The sequence below is a fragment of the Novosphingobium sp. genome, from assembly GCF_019748365.1.
In the GTDB taxonomy this organism is placed as follows: domain Bacteria; phylum Pseudomonadota; class Alphaproteobacteria; order Sphingomonadales; family Sphingomonadaceae; genus Novosphingobium.
In genome coordinates this window covers 16,694-36,148 of record NZ_JAIEPN010000099.1, presented here as the reverse complement: position 1 = coordinate 36,148, position 19,455 = coordinate 16,694, and the positions used below count along the sequence as shown (strand labels likewise).

Annotated in this window: 18 protein-coding genes; 5 read left to right on the top strand and 13 right to left on the bottom strand. The window is 66.5% G+C overall.

The genetic code is table 11. The annotated features are described in order from the left end of the window. Positions 1 to 3 precede the first annotated feature (3 nt). From fdhD to K5Q19_RS12470, 9 genes are all read right to left on the bottom strand, one after another. Complete coding sequence (gene fdhD / locus K5Q19_RS12510; protein ID WP_292945617.1) at positions 4 to 789, bottom strand: formate dehydrogenase accessory sulfurtransferase FdhD; 786 nt, start codon at positions 787 to 789, stop codon at positions 4 to 6. After that, positions 779 to 1,003 (bottom strand): formate dehydrogenase subunit delta, encoded by a 225-nt coding sequence (locus tag K5Q19_RS12505; RefSeq protein WP_292945614.1) that lies wholly within the window; start codon positions 1,001 to 1,003, stop codon positions 779 to 781. Before K5Q19_RS12505 ends, fdhD begins: the two co-directional genes overlap by 11 nt. After that, positions 1,000 to 3,885, bottom strand: coding sequence for a formate dehydrogenase subunit alpha (fdhF, locus tag K5Q19_RS12500; protein ID WP_292945611.1), 2,886 nt, complete (start codon positions 3,883 to 3,885; stop codon positions 1,000 to 1,002). The genes K5Q19_RS12505 and fdhF overlap by 4 nt, the downstream gene beginning before the upstream one ends. Next, positions 3,875 to 4,408: a molybdenum cofactor guanylyltransferase gene (locus K5Q19_RS12495; protein WP_292945608.1), complete on the bottom strand. Its 534-nt coding sequence runs from the start codon at positions 4,406 to 4,408 to the stop codon at positions 3,875 to 3,877. The genes fdhF and K5Q19_RS12495 overlap by 11 nt, the downstream gene beginning before the upstream one ends. Then, on the bottom strand, positions 4,405 to 5,946 hold the full coding sequence (locus K5Q19_RS12490; protein ID WP_292945605.1) for an NADH-ubiquinone oxidoreductase-F iron-sulfur binding region domain-containing protein: 1,542 nt from the start codon (positions 5,944 to 5,946) through the stop codon (positions 4,405 to 4,407). The genes K5Q19_RS12495 and K5Q19_RS12490 overlap by 4 nt, the downstream gene beginning before the upstream one ends. Then, complete coding sequence (locus tag K5Q19_RS12485) at positions 5,943 to 6,365, bottom strand: NAD(P)H-dependent oxidoreductase subunit E (RefSeq protein ID WP_292945602.1); 423 nt, start codon at positions 6,363 to 6,365, stop codon at positions 5,943 to 5,945. The genes K5Q19_RS12490 and K5Q19_RS12485 overlap by 4 nt, the downstream gene beginning before the upstream one ends. Positions 6,366 to 6,435: 70 nt before the next feature. Next, entirely contained in the window at positions 6,436 to 7,341 is a 906-nt protein-coding gene (locus K5Q19_RS12480; RefSeq protein ID WP_292945600.1) for a LysR family transcriptional regulator, read from the bottom strand. A 52-nt stretch (positions 7,342 to 7,393) separates the two neighbouring features. Then, positions 7,394 to 8,425, bottom strand: coding sequence for an NAD-dependent epimerase (locus tag K5Q19_RS12475; protein ID WP_292945598.1), 1,032 nt, complete (start codon positions 8,423 to 8,425; stop codon positions 7,394 to 7,396). Positions 8,426 to 8,470: 45 nt separating this feature from the next. Further along, a complete protein-coding gene (locus K5Q19_RS12470) occupies positions 8,471 to 9,754 on the bottom strand; it encodes a nucleotide sugar dehydrogenase (RefSeq protein WP_292945595.1) in 1,284 nt (427 codons plus the stop codon). A 404-nt stretch (positions 9,755 to 10,158) separates the two neighbouring features. Between K5Q19_RS12470 and bioB the strand changes: the two genes are divergently transcribed. The 3 genes from bioB to K5Q19_RS12455 all read left to right on the top strand — a co-directional run bounded on the left by bioB (position 10,159) and on the right by K5Q19_RS12455 (position 13,889). Beyond that, positions 10,159 to 11,163, top strand: a complete 1,005-nt coding sequence (gene bioB / locus K5Q19_RS12465) for a biotin synthase BioB (RefSeq protein ID WP_292945679.1) — start codon at positions 10,159 to 10,161, stop codon at positions 11,161 to 11,163. A 61-nt stretch (positions 11,164 to 11,224) separates the two neighbouring features. Next, positions 11,225 to 11,845 carry a dethiobiotin synthase gene (gene bioD, locus K5Q19_RS12460; RefSeq protein WP_292945592.1) on the top strand — a complete coding sequence of 207 codons (621 nt, stop codon included), beginning with the start codon at positions 11,225 to 11,227 and terminating at the stop codon, positions 11,843 to 11,845. A 289-nt stretch (positions 11,846 to 12,134) separates the two neighbouring features. Next, positions 12,135 to 13,889, top strand: a complete 1,755-nt coding sequence (locus K5Q19_RS12455; protein WP_292945590.1) for a hypothetical protein — start codon at positions 12,135 to 12,137, stop codon at positions 13,887 to 13,889. A gap of 7 nt (positions 13,890 to 13,896) precedes the next feature. On the opposite strand, the gene K5Q19_RS12450 is transcribed toward K5Q19_RS12455, so the two are convergent. Beyond that, positions 13,897 to 14,565 (bottom strand): peptidylprolyl isomerase, encoded by a 669-nt coding sequence (locus tag K5Q19_RS12450; RefSeq protein WP_292945587.1) that lies wholly within the window; start codon positions 14,563 to 14,565, stop codon positions 13,897 to 13,899. A 220-nt stretch (positions 14,566 to 14,785) separates the two neighbouring features. On the opposite strand from K5Q19_RS12450, the gene K5Q19_RS12445 reads away from it, so the two are divergent. Next, positions 14,786 to 15,133, top strand: coding sequence for an energy transducer TonB (locus K5Q19_RS12445; RefSeq protein ID WP_292945584.1), 348 nt, complete (start codon positions 14,786 to 14,788; stop codon positions 15,131 to 15,133). A gap of 84 nt (positions 15,134 to 15,217) precedes the next feature. Here the strand turns inward: K5Q19_RS12445 and K5Q19_RS12440 are convergent, their stop codons facing one another. The 3 genes from K5Q19_RS12440 to K5Q19_RS12430 form a co-directional block, all read right to left on the bottom strand. Next, positions 15,218 to 15,814 (bottom strand): sigma-70 family RNA polymerase sigma factor, encoded by a 597-nt coding sequence (locus K5Q19_RS12440; protein WP_365759435.1) that lies wholly within the window; start codon positions 15,812 to 15,814, stop codon positions 15,218 to 15,220. Positions 15,815 to 15,926: 112 nt separating this feature from the next. After that, positions 15,927 to 17,294: an NAD(P)/FAD-dependent oxidoreductase gene (locus K5Q19_RS12435; RefSeq protein WP_292945582.1), complete on the bottom strand. Its 1,368-nt coding sequence runs from the start codon at positions 17,292 to 17,294 to the stop codon at positions 15,927 to 15,929. A 60-nt stretch (positions 17,295 to 17,354) separates the two neighbouring features. Further along, positions 17,355 to 18,251 (bottom strand): LysR family transcriptional regulator, encoded by an 897-nt coding sequence (locus tag K5Q19_RS12430; RefSeq protein ID WP_292945579.1) that lies wholly within the window; start codon positions 18,249 to 18,251, stop codon positions 17,355 to 17,357. Positions 18,252 to 18,483: 232 nt separating this feature from the next. Between K5Q19_RS12430 and K5Q19_RS12425 the strand changes: the two genes are divergently transcribed. Then, positions 18,484 to 19,386 (top strand): LysR family transcriptional regulator, encoded by a 903-nt coding sequence (locus K5Q19_RS12425; protein ID WP_292945576.1) that lies wholly within the window; start codon positions 18,484 to 18,486, stop codon positions 19,384 to 19,386. The last annotated feature ends 69 nt before the right edge of the window (positions 19,387 to 19,455 follow it).

The following is a 19,455-nucleotide window of genomic DNA, read 5'->3' as shown; positions in this document are numbered from 1 at the left end:
ATCCTAACCGGCGAGGAAGCTGTCCTCGCGCGCCAGCGAGACGAGGCGAAGGCCGTGCGCTGCCGCCTGCTCCGCCGCCAGCGTGGAGGCGGCGGATATCGTCACCAGCAGCGGACAGCCCGCGAGCACGGCCTTCTGCACCAGTTCGAAGCTGCACCGCGCGGTGAGGACGATGAAGCCCTCCCCTGCCCGGAGCCCGGCCTGCGCCATCGCGCCGAGCAGCTTGTCGAGCGCGTTGTGGCGACCGACATCCTCGCGCACGAGATGCACTGTGCCATCCGGCGCGCAGAAGGCGGCGGCGTGGACGGCACGGGTTGCCTGCCCCAGCGGCTGGAGATCGGGCAGAGCGGCAACAGCGCGGAAGATCGCGGCATCATCGACGGCAAGCCGCGCCTCCACCGGTGGCAGCGGGCGCAGCACCTGCTCGAGGCTTTCGATCCCGCACAGGCCGCAGCTGCCCTCCGCCAGCCGCAACCGCGCGCGCTCCATCAGCGGGGCGGCATCATCGGCGGCGAGCTGGATCCGGAGCATCCAGCCACCGGCGGGGACTTCGCTCGCCTCGGCGGAGAGGAGCTGCGAGGGCGCGGCAATCAGCTGTTCGGAGAGGCAGAAGCCCAGCGCGTAGTCGGCAAGATCCGCTGGCGTCGCCATCATCACCGCATAGCCAAGCCCGTTGATCTCGATCGCGACCGGGGACTCGATCGCCAGCAGCCGCTCGCGCGGAGCGGGCGCGCGGCCATCGGCAAAGTGTTCGGCGAAGGTGTGCGGGATCGCCGCCTCAGGTGGCATGCGCGGCGAGCCGATCAAGCGCTGCGCGCGCGACCGGATCGAGCGCAGCGCCTTCCGGCCCGTCCAGCACCGCAAAGACATCGGCCTTCATCCGCGGCGACCAGAACGCCTGGATATGATCGGCAATCATGGCCACCGGATCGGGCTCGTGGGTGACGTTGCGCGCGATCTGGTTGGCCATGTAGATCAGCTTTTCGGTGGTATGCGCGCTCATTCGGCCGGCTCCATCGCGCCTTCATGCCCCTTGATCCGGCGCGAGCGCGCGGCCTGCGCTTCGTATTCCTCCTGCCAGTCGCTGGGGCCGTTCGAAGGCGTGATCTGCACCGCCGTCACCTTGTATTCGGGGCAATTGGTCGCCCAGTCCGAGAAGTCGGTGGTGACGACATTGGCCTGCGTCGCGGGATGGTGGAACGTGGTGTAGACCACGCCCGGCGCCACGCGGTCGGTCACGGTGGCGCGCAAGGTCGTCTCGCCCGAGCGGCTGGCAAGGCGCACCCAGTCGCCCGACTTGATGCCCCGGTTCTCGGCATCGGTCGGGTGGATTTCAAGGAGGTCTTCCTCGTGCCAGATCACGTTTGCCGTGCGGCGGGTCTGCGCGCCGACATTGTACTGGCTGAGGATGCGGCCCGTCGTCAGCAGCAGCGGGAAGCGCGGGCCGGTGCGCTCGTCGGTCGGCACATAGTCCGTCACCACGAACTTGCCCTTGCCGCGCACGAAGCCATCGATGTGCATGATCGGGCTGCCATCGGGCGCGGCATCATTCACCGGCCATTGCAGCGAGCCTTCGGCATCGAGCCGCGCAAAGCTCACGCCTGCGAAGGTCGGCGTGAGGCGGGCGATCTCGTCCATGATCTCGCGCGGGTGGCTGTAGTTCCAGTCCAGCCCCATCGCGCGGGCCATGAGCTGGGTGATCTCCCAGTCCTCGTAGCCGTTCTTCGGTTCCATCACCTTGCGCACCGGCTGGATGCGGCGTTCGGCATTGGTGAAGGTGCCGTTCTTCTCAAGGAAGGTGGAGCCCGGCAGGAATACGTGCGCGTAGTTGGCGGTCTCGTTGAGGAACAGGTCCTGCACGATCACGCATTCCATCGCCGCGAGGCCCGCCGCCACGTGCTTGGTATCGGGGTCGGACTGAAGGATGTCTTCGCCCTGGATGTAGATCGCCTTGAACAGGCCATCGGTCGCCGCATCAAGCATATTGGGGATGCGCAGGCCCGGCTCGGGATCGATGCGCACACCCCATTCCGCTTCGAACAGCGCGCGGGCGCCTGCATCCGAAACGTGGCGATAGCCTGACAGCTCATGCGGGAAGCTGCCCATGTCGCAGGCACCCTGCACGTTGTTCTGCCCGCGCAGCGGGTTCACGCCGACGCCGCGGCGGCCGATGTTGCCCGTCGCCATGGCGAGATTGGCGATGGCCATGACGGTGGACGAGCCCTGGCTGTGCTCGGTAACCCCAAGGCCGTAGTAGATCGCGCCATTGCCACCGGTGGCGAAGAGCCTGGCCGCACCGCGCAGATCGGCGGCGGGGACGCCGGTGACCGGTTCGAGGAATTCGGGGCTGTTGCGCTCAAGGCTGACGAAATCGGCCCAGTGGCGATATTCTTCCCAGTCGCAGCGCTCGCGCACGAAGGCTTCATCGGCGAGGCCTTCGGTGACGATCACGTGGGCCAGCGCCGTCAGCACCGCGACATTGGTGCCCGGGCGCAGCGGCAGGTGGAAATCGGCGCTGATATGCGGGCTGCGGACGAGATCGGTGCGGCGCGGATCGATCACGATCAGCTTCGCACCCTGACGCAGGCGGCGCTTCATCCGGCTGGCGAAGACGGGGTGGCCGTCGGTGGGGTTGGCACCGATCACGAGGATCACGTCGCTGTCTTCTACCGAATCGAAATCCTGCGTGCCCGCCGAGGTGCCGAACGTGGTCTTGAGGCCGTAGCCTGTCGGCGAGTGGCAGACGCGGGCGCAGGTATCGACGTTGTTGGTGCCGAACCCGGCGCGGACGAGCTTCTGGACGAGGAAGGTCTCCTCGTTGGTGCAGCGGCTGGAGGTGATCCCGCCGAGCGCGTTGCGGCCATACTTGGCGGAGATGCGCTTCAGCTCGCTGGCGGTGTGCGCAATCGCCTCGTCCCAGCTGACTTCGCGCCAAGGCTCGTCAATGGACGAGCGGATCATCGGCGAAAGAATACGCTCTTGATGCTGGGCATAGCCCCAGGCGAAGCGGCCCTTGACGCAGGAATGGCCGCGATTGGCCTTGCCGTCCTTCCACGGCACCATGCGCACCACTTCCTCGCCCCGCGTCTCCGCACGGAAGGTGCAGCCGACACCGCAATAGGCGCAGGTGGTGACGGTGGCGCGCTCGGGCTTGCCGATTTCCTTGACCGCCTTCTCCTGCAAGGTCGCGGTGGGGCAGGCCTGCACGCAAGCGCCGCAGGAAACGCATTCGGAGGACAGGAAGCTGTCGGACGCGAGGCCCGCGCTTACCTTGCTGTCAAAGCCCCGGCCTTCGATGGTCAGCGCGAGGGTGCCCTGCACTTCATCGCAGGCGCGCACGCAGCGCGAGCAGACGATGCACTTCGACGGATCGAAATCGAAGTAGGGGTTCGAAATGTCCATCGGCTGAGCGAGGTTGTTCGCGCCCTCATAGCCATAGCGCACATCGCGCAGGCCCACCGCGGCGGCCTGATCCTGCAGCTCGCAATCATTGTTGGCGCTGCAGGTGAGGCAATCGAGCGGGTGGTCGGAGATATAGAGCTCCATCACCCCGCGCCGCAGCTTTTCGAGCTTCTTGGTCTGGGTGTGGACCTTCATGCCTTCGGAGACGAGCGTGGTGCAGCTGGCCGGCGTGCCGCGCATCCCGTCGATCTCGACCAGGCAGAGGCGGCACGAGCCGAACTGCTTGACGCTGTCGGTCGCGCAGAGCTTCGGGATCGAGCCGCCCGAAAGCGCGGCAGCGCGCATCACCGTGGTGCCGGGGGCGACGGCGATTTCACGCCCGTCGATGGTGACGGTGACCGAAGCCGCGCCCGCGCGCTCGCCCGGCGAAGGCGGCGTGCCGAAATCGGGCTGGGGGCGATAGGAGCCGTGTTCAGAGTCCATGCGTTCGTCTCTCTGCAGCCGCAAGATCTGCGGGCGTATTAATGTTGGCTGGGTTGGAATGCAGCTTCACCGGTTTCGCGCGAATGCCTTCGGCAAACGCCCGCATCGATTTCTTGCCTTTGCCAAACATGATCTCTTCCAGCGCACCGGCAAAGTCAGCCTGCCACAATCCCACGACGGGCTGGGCTTCGAGATATCGCGGCGCGGGCGAGAGGCGATCCACCAGATCGGTTGGCAGGCCCACGGAATCGACCCCGCAGGTAAGGACCGCCTCGTAGCCATGTTCCAAAGCATAGTTCATGGCTCCGGCGATACCGCCCAGCGGACCGCCACCCGGTGCAGGCCAATCCGGTATGCACAAAACCGGGGATTTGGTCCGCCCAACCACGACCACCTTGTCTGCCATGCCCGCGAGGGTTTCAACCGCGCGCGCAAGCAGGCTGCGCCCGCCTAGCTCGGCCAGCGCCTTGTCGCTGCCGAAGCGCGAGGACTGCCCGCCCGCAAGGACAGCGCCGAGGATCACTCGGCCGCTTCCTGTTCGGGCGCAGCCATGCCGAAATCCTCCGGCCAGTGCCTCAGCGCCGAAAGCACCGGATAGGGCGTGAAGCCGCCCAGCGCGCAGAGCGAGCCGAACTTCATCGTCTCGCACAAGTCTTCGAGCAAGGTGACGTCCTCGGCCAAGGTGCGCGGCGCCTTGCGCGCGTTGTGCATCTGGGGGAGCGTTTCGACCTTGTCGGCAACGCGGCCCGAGCGGGCGCGGATGCGGTCGATCAGTTCGACCCCGCGCGTGCTGCCGATGCGGCAGGGGGTACACTTGCCGCAGCTTTCGGCGGCGCAGAAGCTCATCGCGAAGCGGGCCTGCGCGCTCATGTCCGCCGTTTCGTCGAACACAGTGAGGCCGGCGTGGCCGATCAGGCCATCAGCGGCGGCGAAGGCTTCGTAATCAAACGGCAGGTGGAAATCGGCCGGCGGGTGATAGGCGCCGAGCGGCCCGCCGACCTGCACCGCACGAACCGGACGGCCCGTGGCAGTGCCGCCTCCGATCTCGTCCACCAGCTCGCCCAGCGTGACACCGAAGCCGACTTCGAAGAGGCCGCCGTGCTTGATGTTGCCGGCCAGCTGGATCGGCATGGTGCCGCGCGACCGGCCGAAACCGACCTCCGCATAGGCCGCGCCGCCATTCGCCAGAATCCACGGGACCGCCGCCAGCGTCAGCACGTTGTTGACCACGGTCGGCTTGCCGAACAGGCCTTCCAATGCGGGGAGCGGCGGCTTGGCGCGCACTTCGCCGCGCTTGCCTTCGAGGCTGTTGAGCAGCGAGGTTTCCTCGCCGCAGACATAGGCCCCCGCACCGACGCGGACTTCAACCTCGAACGGCGCGATGTGCGGCACGGCGAGCGCAATCGCCGCCTGCAGCTTGGCAATGGCATGCGGGTATTCGCTGCGGACGTAGATATAGCCCATGCCTGCCCCGACCGCGTGGCCGGCAATCGCCATGCCCTCGATCAGCATGAAGGGATCGCCCTCCATCACCATGCGGTCGGCGAAGGTGGCGCTATCGCCCTCGTCGGCGTTGCAGACGATGTACTTGATGGGCCCGGCGGCCTTGGCCACGGTGGTCCACTTGATGCCAGCCGGGAAACCCGCGCCGCCGCGACCCCGGAGGCCGGACGTGGTGACTTCGGCAATGGTCGCTTCGGGGCCCAATTCGCGGGCGCGTTTGAGGCCAGCCCAGCCGCCGGTAGCGGCGTAGTCGTCTAGGCTGAGGGGCCGCGTCTTGCCGGCGCGGGCGAACGTGAAGCGTTGCTGGCGGGCAATGAAGGGGTGCTCGGCGATCACGCCAATGGCCTTGGCGCTGGTGCCCGCGAGCACGGCGGCCACATCCTCGGGCTCCAGCGGACCGAAGCCCTGCCCGTCGATCTCGGCCATAGGTTCGAGCCAGTGCATGCCCCAGCTGGACACGCGCTCCACCGTGCAGCCCGCCTTGGCGAAGGCGGCAGCAACGGCATTCGCCTCACAGGCAAGCGCAGCTGCATCGTCGGAAATGCGCACCACAGTCATGCCAGGCTCTCCACCAGCGCACCAAGGCGGGCGGCATCAAGCCTGCCGTGGACCTCATGGCCGACCATCGCGGCGGGGCCGACGCTGCACAGGCCGAGGCAATAGACCGTCTCGACCGCGACACGCGGGTTATCAGGCAGCGCGGCAACCATGGCTTCGATACCGCGTGCCTGGCAGCTTTCGGCGCGGCAGAGCTTGAGCACCGGGCGGTTTTCCGGCTCCTCGCGGAAATCGTGGTAGAAGCTGACGACGCCGTGCACTTCGGCGCGGGTGAGGTTCAGCGCCTGCGCAATGCGGCGCACGGCCTCTTCCGAAACGTGGCCGAAGGCGGCCTGCACATCGTGCAGGATCGGCAACAGCGCGCCTTCGCGGCCGGCGTGGCCCGCAAGGATGGCATCGAGCTCGTCGTGGTCTGTCATGCGGAAAAGCCTTGGGAAATCCGCATCGAAGGTCAAATTAAAATATGGTATGATTGATAGAGTATCTCAATCACAGCGGCGATTGCAGCCCCGCCGGTTCCAGCGCACGGGCCGCCGCCAGCGCGGCGCGCGCCATCGGCCCCAGCGGATCGCGGTTCACCACGACGAGGCCCACGCGCCGCGCTTCCTCCGGCGCATCGAAGGGCAGGAACCGGGCCCACTCCACCCCCGCCATCAGCCGCGCATAGCCATCGGGCACAATGGTTGCGAAGGCGCCCGACCGCACCATGTCGAACAAGGCGAAGTGGCTGTCCGCCGTCGCGCGTGGGGTCACCGCCAGCCCCCGCGCGGCAAGCCGCTCATCGAGAATGCGGCGGTACTGCATGCCCTGATGCAGCAGGCACAGGTTCTGCGCGCAGGCTTCGTTCCAGCTGACGACCTGATGCAGATCAAACCCGCCGCCCCGCGCGACGAGGAACACATAGCGTTCGGCATAGAGCGGCACTGACAGCACATTGACGGGCGGCTCGTGATCGAGGTAGGTCAGTCCGGCATCGATCTCGAAGGCATGCAGCCCATGCTCGATCGCGCGCGAGGTGGCGGAGCGGACGGAGAGCGTGATCCCGGGGTTCTGCGCGAGCAGCGCCTCGCCCAGCAGGCCGACCAGCGGCAGCGCGGCGGGAATGGCGGCCAGCCCGAACTCGCCCCGCAGCGGCGCGGCGGTGGCCGCTACCGCGCTCGCCATCCCGCTCACTGCGCCGAGGATCTGCTCGGCCCATGGCAGCATCGCCTCGCCATAGGGCGTGAGGCCGATAAAGCGGCGGTCGCGCTCGACCAGCCGGCGCCCGAACTCGGCCTCCAGCGCGGCGAGCCCGGCCGAAAGCGTCGGCTGCGAAATGCCGCAGGTGGTGGCCGCCTTGGCGAAATGCTGCTCGCGCGCGAGCGTGACGAAATAGCGCAAGTGGCGCAGCTGCATCGGACGGCTCTCTCCTGTAAGAGGAACCGCCTATCACACTGCGCGCGAAACGTCAGGCGGCAGAGTTCGCCATGTATTCGAGGTACCACTTCACGAAGGCGGCGACACCTTCCCTGACCGTGGTCGCGGGCTTGTAGCCCAGCTCGCGCTCGAGATCGGAAACGTCGGCAAAGGTATCGGGCACATCGCCCGCCTGCAGCGGCAGCAGGTTGCGGATGGCCTTCTTGCCGAGCGCGTCTTCCAGCGCCTCGATGTATTCGGTGAGCTTGACCGGGCTGTTGTTGCCGATGTTGTAGATCCGGTAGGGCGCGTTGCTCGTCGCGGGATCAGGGCGGCGCGCATCCCAATCCGGGTTCGGCTCCGCGGGACTGTCGCAGGCACGGATCACGCCTTCCACGATATCGCTGACGAACGTGAAATCGCGCGTGTGGTTGCCATAGTTGAACACATCGATGGGTTTGCCCGCGATGATGTTTTTCGCGAACAAAAACAGCGCCATGTCCGGCCGGCCCCACGGCCCGTAGACGGTGAAGAACCTGAGGCCCGTCGTCGGCAGGCGGTAGAGATGGCTGTAGCTGTGCGCCATCAGCTCGTTCGCCTTCTTCGTGGCGGCGTAAAACTGCAGCGGGTGATCGACGCCGACATGCTCGCTGAACGGCATCGCCTGATTGGCGCCGTAGACGCTGCTGGTCGAGGCATAGACCAGATGCTCGACCCCGCCATGGCGGCAGGCTTCGAGAATGTTGGTGAAGCCGATGATATTGCTCTCGACGTAAGCGTGCGGGTTCTCGATCGAGTAGCGCACCCCGGCCTGCGCGGCGAGGTTGATCACCCGGCGGATGTCGTTCTGCTCGAAAGTCCGCTCGACCACCGCGCGATCGGCCAGATTGCCGCGCACGAAGGTGTAGGACGCATTGGTCCGCCGCGCAGTCTCTTCCAGAATGGCGAGGCGCGCTTCTTTGATCGCGGGATCGTAGTAATCGTTGACGACATCGAGCCCGACGACGTCATCCCCGCGTTCGAGCAGGGTCTTGGCCGTGTGAAAGCCGATGAAGCCGGCATTGCCGGTAACGAGAATCGCCATGTTTTCCTCCGGAATGTTCGCCGCTGTCCGTCGCGAAGCTGGCGCCTAGAGGCTCCAGTACCGAATGTCGCCGCGCAGCGTCTGGGGCGCAAGCACGGACTTGACGTCGATCAGCACGCCATTGGGCGCGAGCATGGCCTGGATCACATCTGCGCCCATGGCTGCATAGTGATCATGCGAAACCGCGTAGATCAGCAGGTCGAGCCCGGCGAAGTCCTCGATTCCCGAAAGCTCGATCCCGAATTCGTGGCGCGTCGCGTCCGGATGCGCCATCGGATCGTGGACCAGCGGCGCGATGCCAAACTCGCACAGTTCGCGGTAGATATCGTCGACCTTGGAATTGCGGATATCCGGCACGTTTTCCTTGAACGTCAGCCCAAGGATGCCGATGCGCGCGTCCTTCAGCGGATGCCCGGACGCCGCCAGCATCTTCACGCCGCGCCGGGCGATGTAGCTGCCCATGCTGTCGTTGATGCGGCGGCCGGAGAGGATCACTTCGGGGTGATAGCCCATCTGCTCCGCCTTGGCGGTGAGGTAGTAGGGGTCAACGCCGATGCAGTGCCCGCCGACAAGGCCAGGATAGAACTTGAGGAAGTTCCACTTGGTGCCTGCCGCCGCGAGCACTTCCTTGGTGCGGATGCCGACGAGATCGCAGATCTTCGAAATCTCGTTCATCAGCGCGATGTTGATATCGCGCTGGGTGTTCTCGATGACCTTGGCGGCCTCTGCCACCTTGATCGAGGAAGCACGGTGGATGCCGGCGTGGATGACCGAGCCATAGAGTTCAGCGAGCGTTTCAAGCGTTTCGGCGTCCTGCCCGGCCACCACCTTGACGATGGCCTCCAGCGGGTGCGCCTTGTCGCCCGGATTGATGCGTTCGGGGCTGTAGCCGAGCTTGAAACCCTCGCCGCTCTTGAGGCCCGAGGCCGCCTCGATCACCGGCGCGCAGACTTCCTCGGTCGCGCCGGGATAGACGGTGCTTTCGAACACGATGATCGTGCCGGGCGCGATGATCTTTCCGATGGCGGCGCAGGAAGCGGTGATGTTGGAGAAATCGGGCCGCCGGCTCTCGTCGACCGGGGTCGGCAGGGTGACGATCAGGATGCTGCAGCCGCGCAGATCCTCGATGCTCGAGGTGATGGCGAGCGTGGAGGCGGCAAGCTCCTCCGCCGAAATCTCGTTGGTATAGTCATGGCCCGCGCGCAGCGTGCCGACGCGGTGCTCGCTCACGTCGAAGCCGATCACGTCATGCTTGCGGGCGAACGAGACAGCGAGCGGCAGGCCGACGTAGCCAAGCCCGATAACTCCGATTTTGCCGAACGCCTTCATACCCGAACAACCTGCCTCATGCGTTTGGTGATCCGGACTGCGGTTCATCCGCGCACCCGGCACCATTCCGGCGCCCTGCAATCGCGCCGCAACCGCCATACCCGGTATTTGCGAACACGGACTTAACCACGGCCGCGCAGGAACGGCGGAGGGCGGATTTTGCGCCGGGAGTACCTTCTGCGGCTTCGTGCAGGATGGCGCCGACCGGGGTGGCCGGGAGGCCACGGTTTCCAATCGTGAAACGCCCGCGCGCATTTCGGGGAAGGCAGGGCGGCGCAACTCGGCTAGGGCCAACTATCTGATTCTCTTCACCAGAAAAGCCTGCGGAGCGCCCGATGACCCACGCCGAAACAATCCCTGCCCGCGACACGCGCGTCGGCACCGGCGGGCTTTTCCGGGATGACGTGCGCACCGACTGGACGCGAGAGGAGATCGCCGCGCTGTTCGACCTGCCCTTCACCGAACTGCTGTTTCGCGCCGCCGAAGTACATCGCCGCCATCACCGGCCGGACGAAGTGCAGCTGTGCACCCTGCTGTCGATCAAGACCGGCGGCTGCCCGGAGGATTGCGGCTACTGCGCGCAATCGGTGAAGGCAGACAGCGGGGTGGAGGCGACCAAGCTGATGGACGTGCAGGCCGTGCTGCAATCCGCCGCGCAGGCCCGCGATGCCGGATCGAGGCGCTTCTGCATGGGCGCTGCCTGGCGCAATCCCAAGGACCGCGACATGCCTGCGATCATCGCGATGGTGAAGGGCGTGCGCGCAATGGGCATGGAAACCTGCATGACGCTGGGCATGCTGAGCGAGACGCAGGCCGCCCAGCTCGCCGAAGCCGGGCTCGATTACTACAACCACAACATCGACACTTCGCCCGAACGCTATGGCGAGATCATCACCACGCGCAGCTTCGAGGAGCGGATCGACACGCTCTCGCAGGTCCGCAAGGCGGGGATCAATGTCTGCTCCGGCGGGATCGTCGGCATGGGCGAGACGCGCGGCGACCGGGTGGGCTTCATCCATGCGCTGGCGACGCTGGAGCGCCATCCCGAAAGCGTGCCGGTGAACGCGCTGGTGCCGATCAAGGGCACCGTGCTGGGCGACATGCTCGCCGATACCCCGCTCGCGAAGATCGACGACATCGAGTTCGTGCGCACCGTCGCGGCGGCGCGGATCACCATGCCGCGTTCGATGGTGCGGCTTTCGGCCGGGCGCGAATCGATGTCGGAAGCGGCGCAGGCGCTGTGCTTCCTTGCGGGCGCAAACTCGATCTTCACCGGCGACCGGCTGCTGACCGCTGCCAATGCCGGGGATGATGCCGATGCCGCGCTTTTCACCCGGCTTGGCCTCAAGCCGATGGAAGCGGAAGAGCCGATGCGCGCCGACCATGCCCGCAGGAACACATCTCCCTGAAACAAAACGTTATGCCTGAAGATATTGACGCACTGGCCGGGGCCTTGGCAAAGGCGCTGGCATGAGTGCGTTTGTTGTGACCGGCACAGATACCGGCATTGGCAAGACGGTGTTTTCTGCCGCCCTCGCCGGGGCGCTGGGCGCGCATTACTGGAAGCCGGTGCAGTCCGGCCTTGAAGACGGGGCAGACAAGGACAGCGTGGCGGCGCTGGCCGGGCTGCCCGCCGAGAAGCTGCTCCCCGAAGCCTATCGCCTCACCGAACCGCTTTCGCCCCACCGCGCGGCGGAGCTCGACGGCGTGACCATCGATCCCGATGCACTGATTCTGCCCGAAGCGCGGCCGCTGGTGGTCGAAGGAGCGGGCGGCGCGCTCGTGCCGCTGACGCGCGAGGTGACCTATGCCGACGTCTTCGCGCAGTGGGGGCTGCTGACCATCGTTGTCGCGCGCACGTCGCTCGGCACGATCAACCACAGCTTGCTGACGATCGAAGCGCTGCGCGCGCGGCGTGTGCCGATCCACGGCGTGGCCTTCATCGGCGAAGCGAACGAGGACAACGAGGCGACCATCTGCGAGATGGGCCAGGTCCGGCGGCTCGGGCGCCTGCCCCTCCTGCCCTCGCTCGCGCCGGAAACGTTGATCGGCGCTTTCGTGCGGGGTTTCTCGCTCGACGACTTCACCTGAGCGGCTCCGCCGTCTGGCACCTGTCCACCCGCTGGTCACACACGCCAAAGGTGCAGCGCTTTATACAGCGCTTGCTGACCTTGTTCCGCGAGGCCGATCTCACCCGGACCGGGGATGCACTCGAGATGGCCGTCCGCACCGTACATGATTGATTCCCTAAGGGAAAACCCCAAAGCATTCGGCGAGACTAGCGCAACACAGAAAAATGGCCGCTTAAGTGCATCCGCTGGGAGCGCATTAAGGCGCCTCCGGCACATCCTTCACGCGTCCCCCTGCTGGAGAGCGTGCCATGGTCCGCCGTGCCCTGATCGATCCCCTTCGCCAAGCCGCAAGCCAGGTGCGGCCGACATTGCGCATCGTCGTGCTGGTCGCCTTGCTCGCGGCCTGCGGACCGGCGCATTTGCGGCATACGGCCGAAGTCACCTCGCCGATCGGCACCGCACGAGCCGCGAGTTCCGCGCCGGGCAGCACGGCAAGCTCCGCGCCGCAGCCGCCGATGGTGCTGGGGGTGCAGACGCATTTCAGCCAGGGCTGGTCGCCTTCGACACTGGCGCTGGCAAGGCAGGTCGGCGCCCCGATGCTGCGCGATTCGCTGCCCTGGGCCGAGGCAGAGAAGGTGCGCGGCAGCTACACCCTCAATACGCCCGCCGCGCAGGCACTCGCCTCGGCCTGTTCAGGCGGGCAGCGCCTCTTGCTGACGGCGGTCCCGTCCAACCCGCTCTATGATGGCGGCGGGTGGGTTTCGAGCGCGGCGGGCAATGCCGCCTTCGCCAGCTACCTTGCCGCACTGGCGGATCGTTTCGGTTCCTGCCTTGCCGCCATCGAAGTCGGCAACGAGATCAACGGGCCGGGCACGCTGGTCTATCCCGCCGGGGTAGACCGCGCTGCCGCCTATGTCGCGACGCTGAAAGCGGTGCGCGCGCGGATCGGCGGACGGGCCGCGATCCTCGGCGGATCGACCAACATGATCGGCACCGGCTTCCTGCGCACCTTGTTCTCCGCCGGGATGCTCGCCACCGTGGACGGCATTGCGGTCCACCCCTATCGCGCGCGGGCCGAGGGGCTCGATATCGAGCTGGCGCAACTGGGCGCCGCGATGGACGCGGCCGGCAAGCGCGTGCCGATATGGGCGAGCGAATTCAGCATCGACAGCCGCAACCAGCCGCTCGCCGCCGGAGAACTGGTCAAGCAGGCGACGATGCTCGCCGCCGCCGGGGCCGCGCAGGCGAGCTGGTACGCGCTGATCGACCAGCGCTGGTATCCGAACATGGGGCTCCATGCCGGCAGCACCGCAAAGGCGCAGGCAGGCGCCTTCCGGCTGATGCAACGCCTGCTGGCGCGCGGGCGGCCGCAGCGGCTCGATCTGGGCGATCCGCTGCTGTTTGCCTATCGCTTCGGATCGGACACCACCGTGGTGTGGGGCGCGCCGCGCTCGCTCCGGGTCGAAGGCGGGCAGATCAGCGACGCGACCGGCATGCCCGCCACGATCGCGCAAGTCGGCGAAAGTCCGCTGGTGATCACCGGCACCACCGCGATCCGCTTTGGCACCTCGACCTGGATCGCCGATACCCTGATGGGCTGGGGCACGGTGCAGTGGCGCTATGCGGCGCGGCTCAAGGCCGAGACGAGCTACCGCCTGCCGCTGTTCGACGACCAGTTCACCAGCTATTTCGGCGACCGCTGGTATCGCCCGCTGCGGATCAACAACACGTCCGCCGCGCCGGGCGGCACGGCGGCCGCACCGATCCGCGCCGTGTGGCGCTATGCCACACCGGTGGCGCGAACGATCGATGTGGGGGGATGCTTCGCCAAATCTGTTGTGGGCGACGGAGTGGACCTGACGGTCACCGCCGGGAACAGAGTGCTGTGGCGCGGGGTGCTGACCCGGCAGCTGCAACTGCCGCCGCTGAGCGCCAGTCTTGCTGCCGGTGAAGCGCTGGAGCTGGTTGCCGGGCCCAACCAGACAGCGGGCGGGGACGCGTTCTTCATGCGGCTCGTGCTGTTCCAGCGCGGCGCGGGCGAACCGGTCACCTGCCCGGAATGATCGCGGATCAGGCCGCAGGCGGCGGCGGCAGGCGGCGCGCGGTGAGGATCTTCACCGGCGCCTCCAGCATCTGCCCGCGCATCGAGCCTTCGCCCAGCGTCTGCGAAATGGGCGATTCCCATATCTTGCGCACGACATCCATGCCTGCCGTCACCTTGCCGAACACGGCATAGCCCGCCTGGGCCTCGGGATCGGCCGAGGCAGGGTTGGCGTCGAGGCTGGTGAGATCGGACAGCATGATCGAAAAATCCGCCGTCGCGGTGCCCGGCGCATTGCGCGCCATCGAAATCGCGCCGGCCACGTGGCTGAGGCCGGTCTGGCTCGTCGGCTCGTGCGCGATGGGCGGAAACAGGCGGCGCGGATCGCGCAGGCCGCCCTGCAGCAAGCCATTGGGCTGATCCCCCCAGGCAAGGTGCATCGCGCGGTAGAAGCTGATCCCGTCAAACCGCCGCGAATCGACGTAGTGCAGGAAATTGGCGGTGCTGATCGGGGCACGCGCGCCATCGAGCGTGAGTTCGATCGTGCCCGGTTCGGTGGTCAGCACGACCCGTTCGACAGCCGCCAGCGGAGGGGGCGGCGGGGGTAGCGGTGGGGCGGCCACGCGCTTTCGCGGAGCAGCGGCAATCAGCAGCGAGGCAAGCGGAAGCGCGGCAAGGACGAATCGGCGATGCATCATGGCGCAGCATTAACCTTCAAGGCGCGCAGCGAAGCAAGGTTTGCTGTCGAAAAGGGTCCGAAATGGGGTGAACGCCGCCTCCGGAACCATTCGTAACGAGGCTTGGCGCGATTCTAACGGCTCTGCAGCCAAAGGGAGAGGCCCCCACGATGACACGGTCCGACCAGCCAGAACCAGCCGGCGGACCACTCATTCTCGACGTCAAACGGAAGGACCCACGATGTTCAAGACTGCCAAGACCCTGGCCCTCGGGCTCTTTGCCGCCACCTGCATTGCCGGCCCCGCGCACGCCCAGTCGGCGGACTGGATCCGTCAGGTCGCCCGCACGATCGCGGCGAAGCAGACCTACCCCAAGGCCGCGCAGGCGCGCGGTGAGGAAGGGACCGCCAAGGTGAAGATCTATGTCGCCGCGTCTGGCGCGGTGGAGCGTGCGGAGCTGGTCGCCCCCTCGGGCTCGACCTCGCTCGATCGCGAAGCACTGGCCCTGCCGAGCCGCACCGGTTCGGTGCCGCCGCCGCCGGGTGGCGCGACCTCGGTGACCGTGCCGATCACCTGGAAGCTGCTGTAAGCACACCCGCATCAGTTGACGACCGGAGCCAGACGGCCCTCGGCCGAGGAAGGGGCGGAGCAATCCGTCCCTTCTTTTTTGTGTTCAGCCGATCGTTTCGGCTGACATGTCGCCTTCGCCGAAGAAGGTCTTGAGAGCGGCAAGACCGCGGTGGATATTGACCTTGATCAGGGCTTCGGACTGCCCGGTCATCGAGGCTGCCTCGCGGACGGAGAAGCCCTGCAGCTTGACCAGCCGGATGGCATCGGCCTGCGGGCGGCGCAGCCGTTCGAACAGCCCGGCCATGACGATGCCGCTGAGCGAGGCGCTTTCGTGGCTGGGAACGCCGTGCAGCCCCTCATCCAGTTCCTCGGTGCGGTTGCGCCCGGCGCTGCGCAGGCTGTCAACGCCCTTGAAGCGGGCGATGGCCGCAAGCCAGGGGAGGAACGGACGACCCGGCTCGAACGTGGCACGCTTGAGGTGCAGCGCGGTGAGCGCTTCCTGCACCGCATCGTCCACCATCTCGGGGGAAAGGCGGCGGGCAAAGTAGCGGCGGAGCCAGCGCCCAGCCTCTTCCAGCAGGCGGCGGTAGGCGGCGGCGTCGCCAGCCAGGCTGGCTGCCATGGCGGCTTCCCAATCGTAGCCTGCGCCCTTGCGCGAGCTGGTAGTGGCGTGCCGGGCGATCTGCAGTTGGCTTGCCATTTGTTCCTCCTTGGCCTCTCGATGCACCAACAGTGCCCGAGCGATGGCAAGCCGACCACGCATCAGGTGGTTATATTATCAATGCATGTCAGGAATGAGTGGGCTTAAGATATTATTCTGCAAGGATAAATTCAGGCATATCGGCGCGTTTTGGCCGCAGTGCAGGCGCCAGTTCGCGCGTTGCGGGCAGATCCGGGGCCACATCGCCGGTGATCAGACGGGCGCCGCGCTGGTACGTGAGGTAGCTCCAGAGCCAGCTTATTCCCACCGAGATGCGGTTGCGGTGCCCGGTCAGGAACCAGATATGGGCGACGCACCAGAGCAGCCATGCGGGCAGGCCAGTCACCCGCAAACGGCCGAAGTCCGCGATGGCCCGGCTGCGCCCGATTGTCGCCATGTTGCCATAGTCGCGGTAGCGGAACGGCGGCACCGTGCGCCCCTGCAGCGCCGCGCGAATCGCGCGGGCGGCGTGCTGTCCCTGCTGCTTGGCGACGGGCGCGACGCCCGGCAAGGCCCGCCCTGCGGCATCGGTGCAGGCCGCGGTATCGCCGATCACGAAAACGGCAGGATCGCCCTCGGGATGGAGATCGGCACCCACCGGCACGCGGCCGGCGCGGTCAGCCTTGCAGCCCAGCCATTCCGCCGCGCGGCTGGCCATGACCCCGGCTGCCCAGATGGTCGTCCCGGCAAAGATCCGCTCGTCATCGACGATGACGCCCTCGCCATCGATATGGGTGACATCCGCCTCGAGCCGGACCTCGACGCCCAGTTCCTCGATTCCCTTGCGGGCCTTGGCCGATAGCTCCGGCGGGAAGGACGGCAGCAGGCGATCCCCCTTCTGCAGCAGCAGGATTCGCGAACAGTGCGGGGTGATATGGCGGAAATCCATGCTCACCGATTGGCGCGCGAGTTCGGCAATCGCGCCTGCCATCTCGACCCCGGTCGGCCCGCCGCCGATCACCACGAACGTCAGCAGCGCCTTGCGCTTGTCTTCATCGGTTTCGGTCTCGGCGCGTTCCAGCGCAAGCAGCACCCGGCGGCGGATGCGGGTGGCATCGTCGATCGTCTTGACGCCCGGCGCATAGGGCGCCCAGTCCTCGCGCCCGAAATAGCTGTGCGTGGCGCCGGTGGCGAAGATCAGCCAGTCATAGGCGAGCGGCTCACCGTCGCCGAGAATGACGCGGCGGCGCTCCTGATCGACACCATAGACCCGGTCGAGCAGCACACGCACGTTTTTTTGCCGCGCAAGGATGGCGCGGATCGAACCGGCGATATCTGCGGGCGAGAGGCCGGCGGTCGCGACCTGATAGAGCAGCGGCTGGAACAAGTGATGGTTGCGCTTGTCGATCAGGGTCACGTCGACCGGCGCACCGGCCAGCGCTTTGGCCGCCGCCAGCCCGCCAAACCCGCCCCCCACAATCACGACATGAGGGCGCCTGCCCGCCAGCGCCGCGGCATTATCGCCTGCTTCATCGACCATTGTCTTGCTCCCGCCTTGTACAAGGAGCGTTTCGTGAGGGGTCGATGGATTGTTACAGGATCAGGCCGAGCGCAGCAGCGGATCGGCTGCGAATGCGCCGATGAGATGATCGGCAACCGCCCGAACGCGGGCGGCGATGTAGCGCCCGGCCGGCATTACGAGGTGGATCGGCATATCCGTCGGAGGATGATCGGGCAGCACTTCAACAAGGCGGCCACTGGCAAGATCGTCTTCGAACAGCCAGCGCGCGTTGACGACGATGCCGATGCCAGCCAGCGCAGCGGCGCGCAGGGCGTCCGGGCTGTCGGCCCGGAAGGTCCCGCTCACTTCCACCTGCTGTTCCCGTCCGAGCACCCATTTGTTGCCCGTGGCCAGCAGCGAGTAGCTGAGGCAATTGTGCGCCGAGAGATCGGACGGCTGATGCGGCACGCCATATTCCTCGAGATAGGCAGGCGATGCCACCATGGCGCGGCGGGCCACGCCGATGCGCCGGGCGATCGAGCGGCTATCCCCGATCGCGCCGACGCGGATGGCGAAATCGAGATTGTCGGATACGAGGTTGAGCGCGTGATCGGACACTCTGAGATCGATTTCGATGCGCGGCTGGATACGCTGGAATTCCGCCAGCATCGCGATGACGCGCGACTGCGCGAGCGTGAGAGGCGCCGTCAATCGCACTTGTCCGCCCAGCGCGCCATGCAGGCCGACCGCGGCTTCCGCTTCGTCAATCGCCGCAAGTGCGCGAAGGGCCGCTTCGTAATAGGCTTGCCCTTCGCTGGTCAGCGCGATGGAGCGTGTGGTCCGCTTGAGCAGCGCGGCGCCCAGATGGCGTTCAAGCGCACCGACCTGACGCGAAACAGTCGATTGCGGCAATTCGAGACGCGCGGCAGCTTTGCTGAAGCTGGCCGCATCCGCAACGGTGATGAAAGTGCGCATCCAGCCGGTAAGATCGTTCACAATCCCCTCCTGCACGATCGGTCGATGCTGGTAAAGCACCAGACCGGTCCATTTCAGTGCAGTTAGATGCATTCAATGGATAAATCATATGTGAGGCACGCTGCTTGCGGCAGGCACGGTTGACGCTCATTGTTGTCAAGGCAACCCGATACGTTCTGCGACTCTGCCAGTGCCCCAAGGTGCTGTCGGGTCGCTGAGTGTGTGGCAGTTGCAGGCACAAGGCAGCTTAGCCATGGAAATGCATCAGGTCCGATACTTCCTGGCCGCAGCACGTCTGCTGAATTTTACGCGTGCTGCAATCGAGTGCAACGTCTCGCAGCCTTCGCTGACCAAGGCGATTCAGAAGCTCGAGGACGAATTCGGCGCGCCGCTGTTCCGGCGCGAGCGGGCGCGCACGCATCTGACCGAGCTGGGCAAGGCCATGCTGCCGCACCTCGAGCGCAGCTTCGAAGCCGCGCAGACCGCCAAGCAGATGGCACGCGGCATGGGCCGCGCCGAGATCGCACCGCTGACGCTGGGCGTCGCCCGTACCGTCGAGCACGCCATGCTGGAACGCGTGCTGGCGGAACTGGGCCAGAGCCTTTCCGGACTGGAGCTGGCGCTCGCCAATGGCTCCTCGCGCGAATTGATCGAGCTCGCCATGTCTGGCTCACTCGATCTGATCATCGTCGAAATGCCGGATGAAGCCCCCGAACGGCTCGATTGCTGGCCGTTGTTTGCAGATGAATGGCGCATCGTCACCCGCAGCGATCATCCCTTTGCCGCTGCCCCTCCCGCCTCGCCCGCGGCGCTCGAAGAGGAAGCCTGGATCGATCTGGCCGGCGATGGCTGCGCGACCCTGGCGCGGATCGCAACGCAAGTCGGTGCGGCGATCGAGGTGCGGCATCAGGCGCAAGGCGCCATGCAGCTCAGGCAGATGGTGCAGGCCGGGCTTGGTTGCGGCTGGACTCCTCGCAACCTCGCCGTGCCGCCGCTTGCAGCAACCGAGCTGCCGTTCGGATCGGTGGAGACGCGCTTCGTGCTCGCCTCGGTTGCGGGGCGGCGCCGTTCGGTGGCGGCCGAGGCGTTCCTGCGGGTCGCCCGAGCGCAGGACTGGGCGCTTGCCGACGCAGATGCCAAAATGGCTGCATCATAGGGACCGCGCATAGACTCTATGCATCGCAGTGCGTTTCCCCTGCAGGCAAACAACGACTATGCCATCATA

Bases quoted from the DNA above. Each gene is read 5' to 3' on its own strand.
- fdhD (WP_292945617.1), bottom strand. From the start codon at position 789: ATGCCACCTGAGGCGGCGATCCCGCACACCTTCGCCGAACACTTTGCC.
- K5Q19_RS12505 (WP_292945614.1), bottom strand. From the start codon at position 1,003: ATGAGCGCGCATACCACCGAAAAGCTGATCTACATGGCCAACCAGATC.
- fdhF (WP_292945611.1), bottom strand. From the start codon at position 3,885: ATGGACTCTGAACACGGCTCCTATCGCCCCCAGCCCGATTTCGGCACG.
- K5Q19_RS12490 (WP_292945605.1), bottom strand. From the start codon at position 5,946: ATGACTGTGGTGCGCATTTCCGACGATGCAGCTGCGCTTGCCTGTGAG.
- K5Q19_RS12485 (WP_292945602.1), bottom strand. From the start codon at position 6,365: ATGACAGACCACGACGAGCTCGATGCCATCCTTGCGGGCCACGCCGGC.
- K5Q19_RS12480 (WP_292945600.1), bottom strand. From the start codon at position 7,341: ATGCAGCTGCGCCACTTGCGCTATTTCGTCACGCTCGCGCGCGAGCAG.
- K5Q19_RS12475 (WP_292945598.1), bottom strand. From the start codon at position 8,425: ATGGCGATTCTCGTTACCGGCAATGCCGGCTTCATCGGCTTTCACACG.
- K5Q19_RS12470 (WP_292945595.1), bottom strand. From the start codon at position 9,754: ATGAAGGCGTTCGGCAAAATCGGAGTTATCGGGCTTGGCTACGTCGGC.
- bioD (WP_292945592.1), top strand. From the start codon at position 11,225: ATGAGTGCGTTTGTTGTGACCGGCACAGATACCGGCATTGGCAAGACG.
- K5Q19_RS12455 (WP_292945590.1), top strand. From the start codon at position 12,135: ATGGTCCGCCGTGCCCTGATCGATCCCCTTCGCCAAGCCGCAAGCCAG.
- K5Q19_RS12450 (WP_292945587.1), bottom strand. From the start codon at position 14,565: ATGATGCATCGCCGATTCGTCCTTGCCGCGCTTCCGCTTGCCTCGCTG.
- K5Q19_RS12445 (WP_292945584.1), top strand. From the start codon at position 14,786: ATGTTCAAGACTGCCAAGACCCTGGCCCTCGGGCTCTTTGCCGCCACC.
- K5Q19_RS12440 (WP_365759435.1), bottom strand. From the start codon at position 15,814: ATGGCAAGCCAACTGCAGATCGCCCGGCACGCCACTACCAGCTCGCGC.
- K5Q19_RS12435 (WP_292945582.1), bottom strand. From the start codon at position 17,294: ATGGTCGATGAAGCAGGCGATAATGCCGCGGCGCTGGCGGGCAGGCGC.
- K5Q19_RS12425 (WP_292945576.1), top strand. From the start codon at position 18,484: ATGGAAATGCATCAGGTCCGATACTTCCTGGCCGCAGCACGTCTGCTG.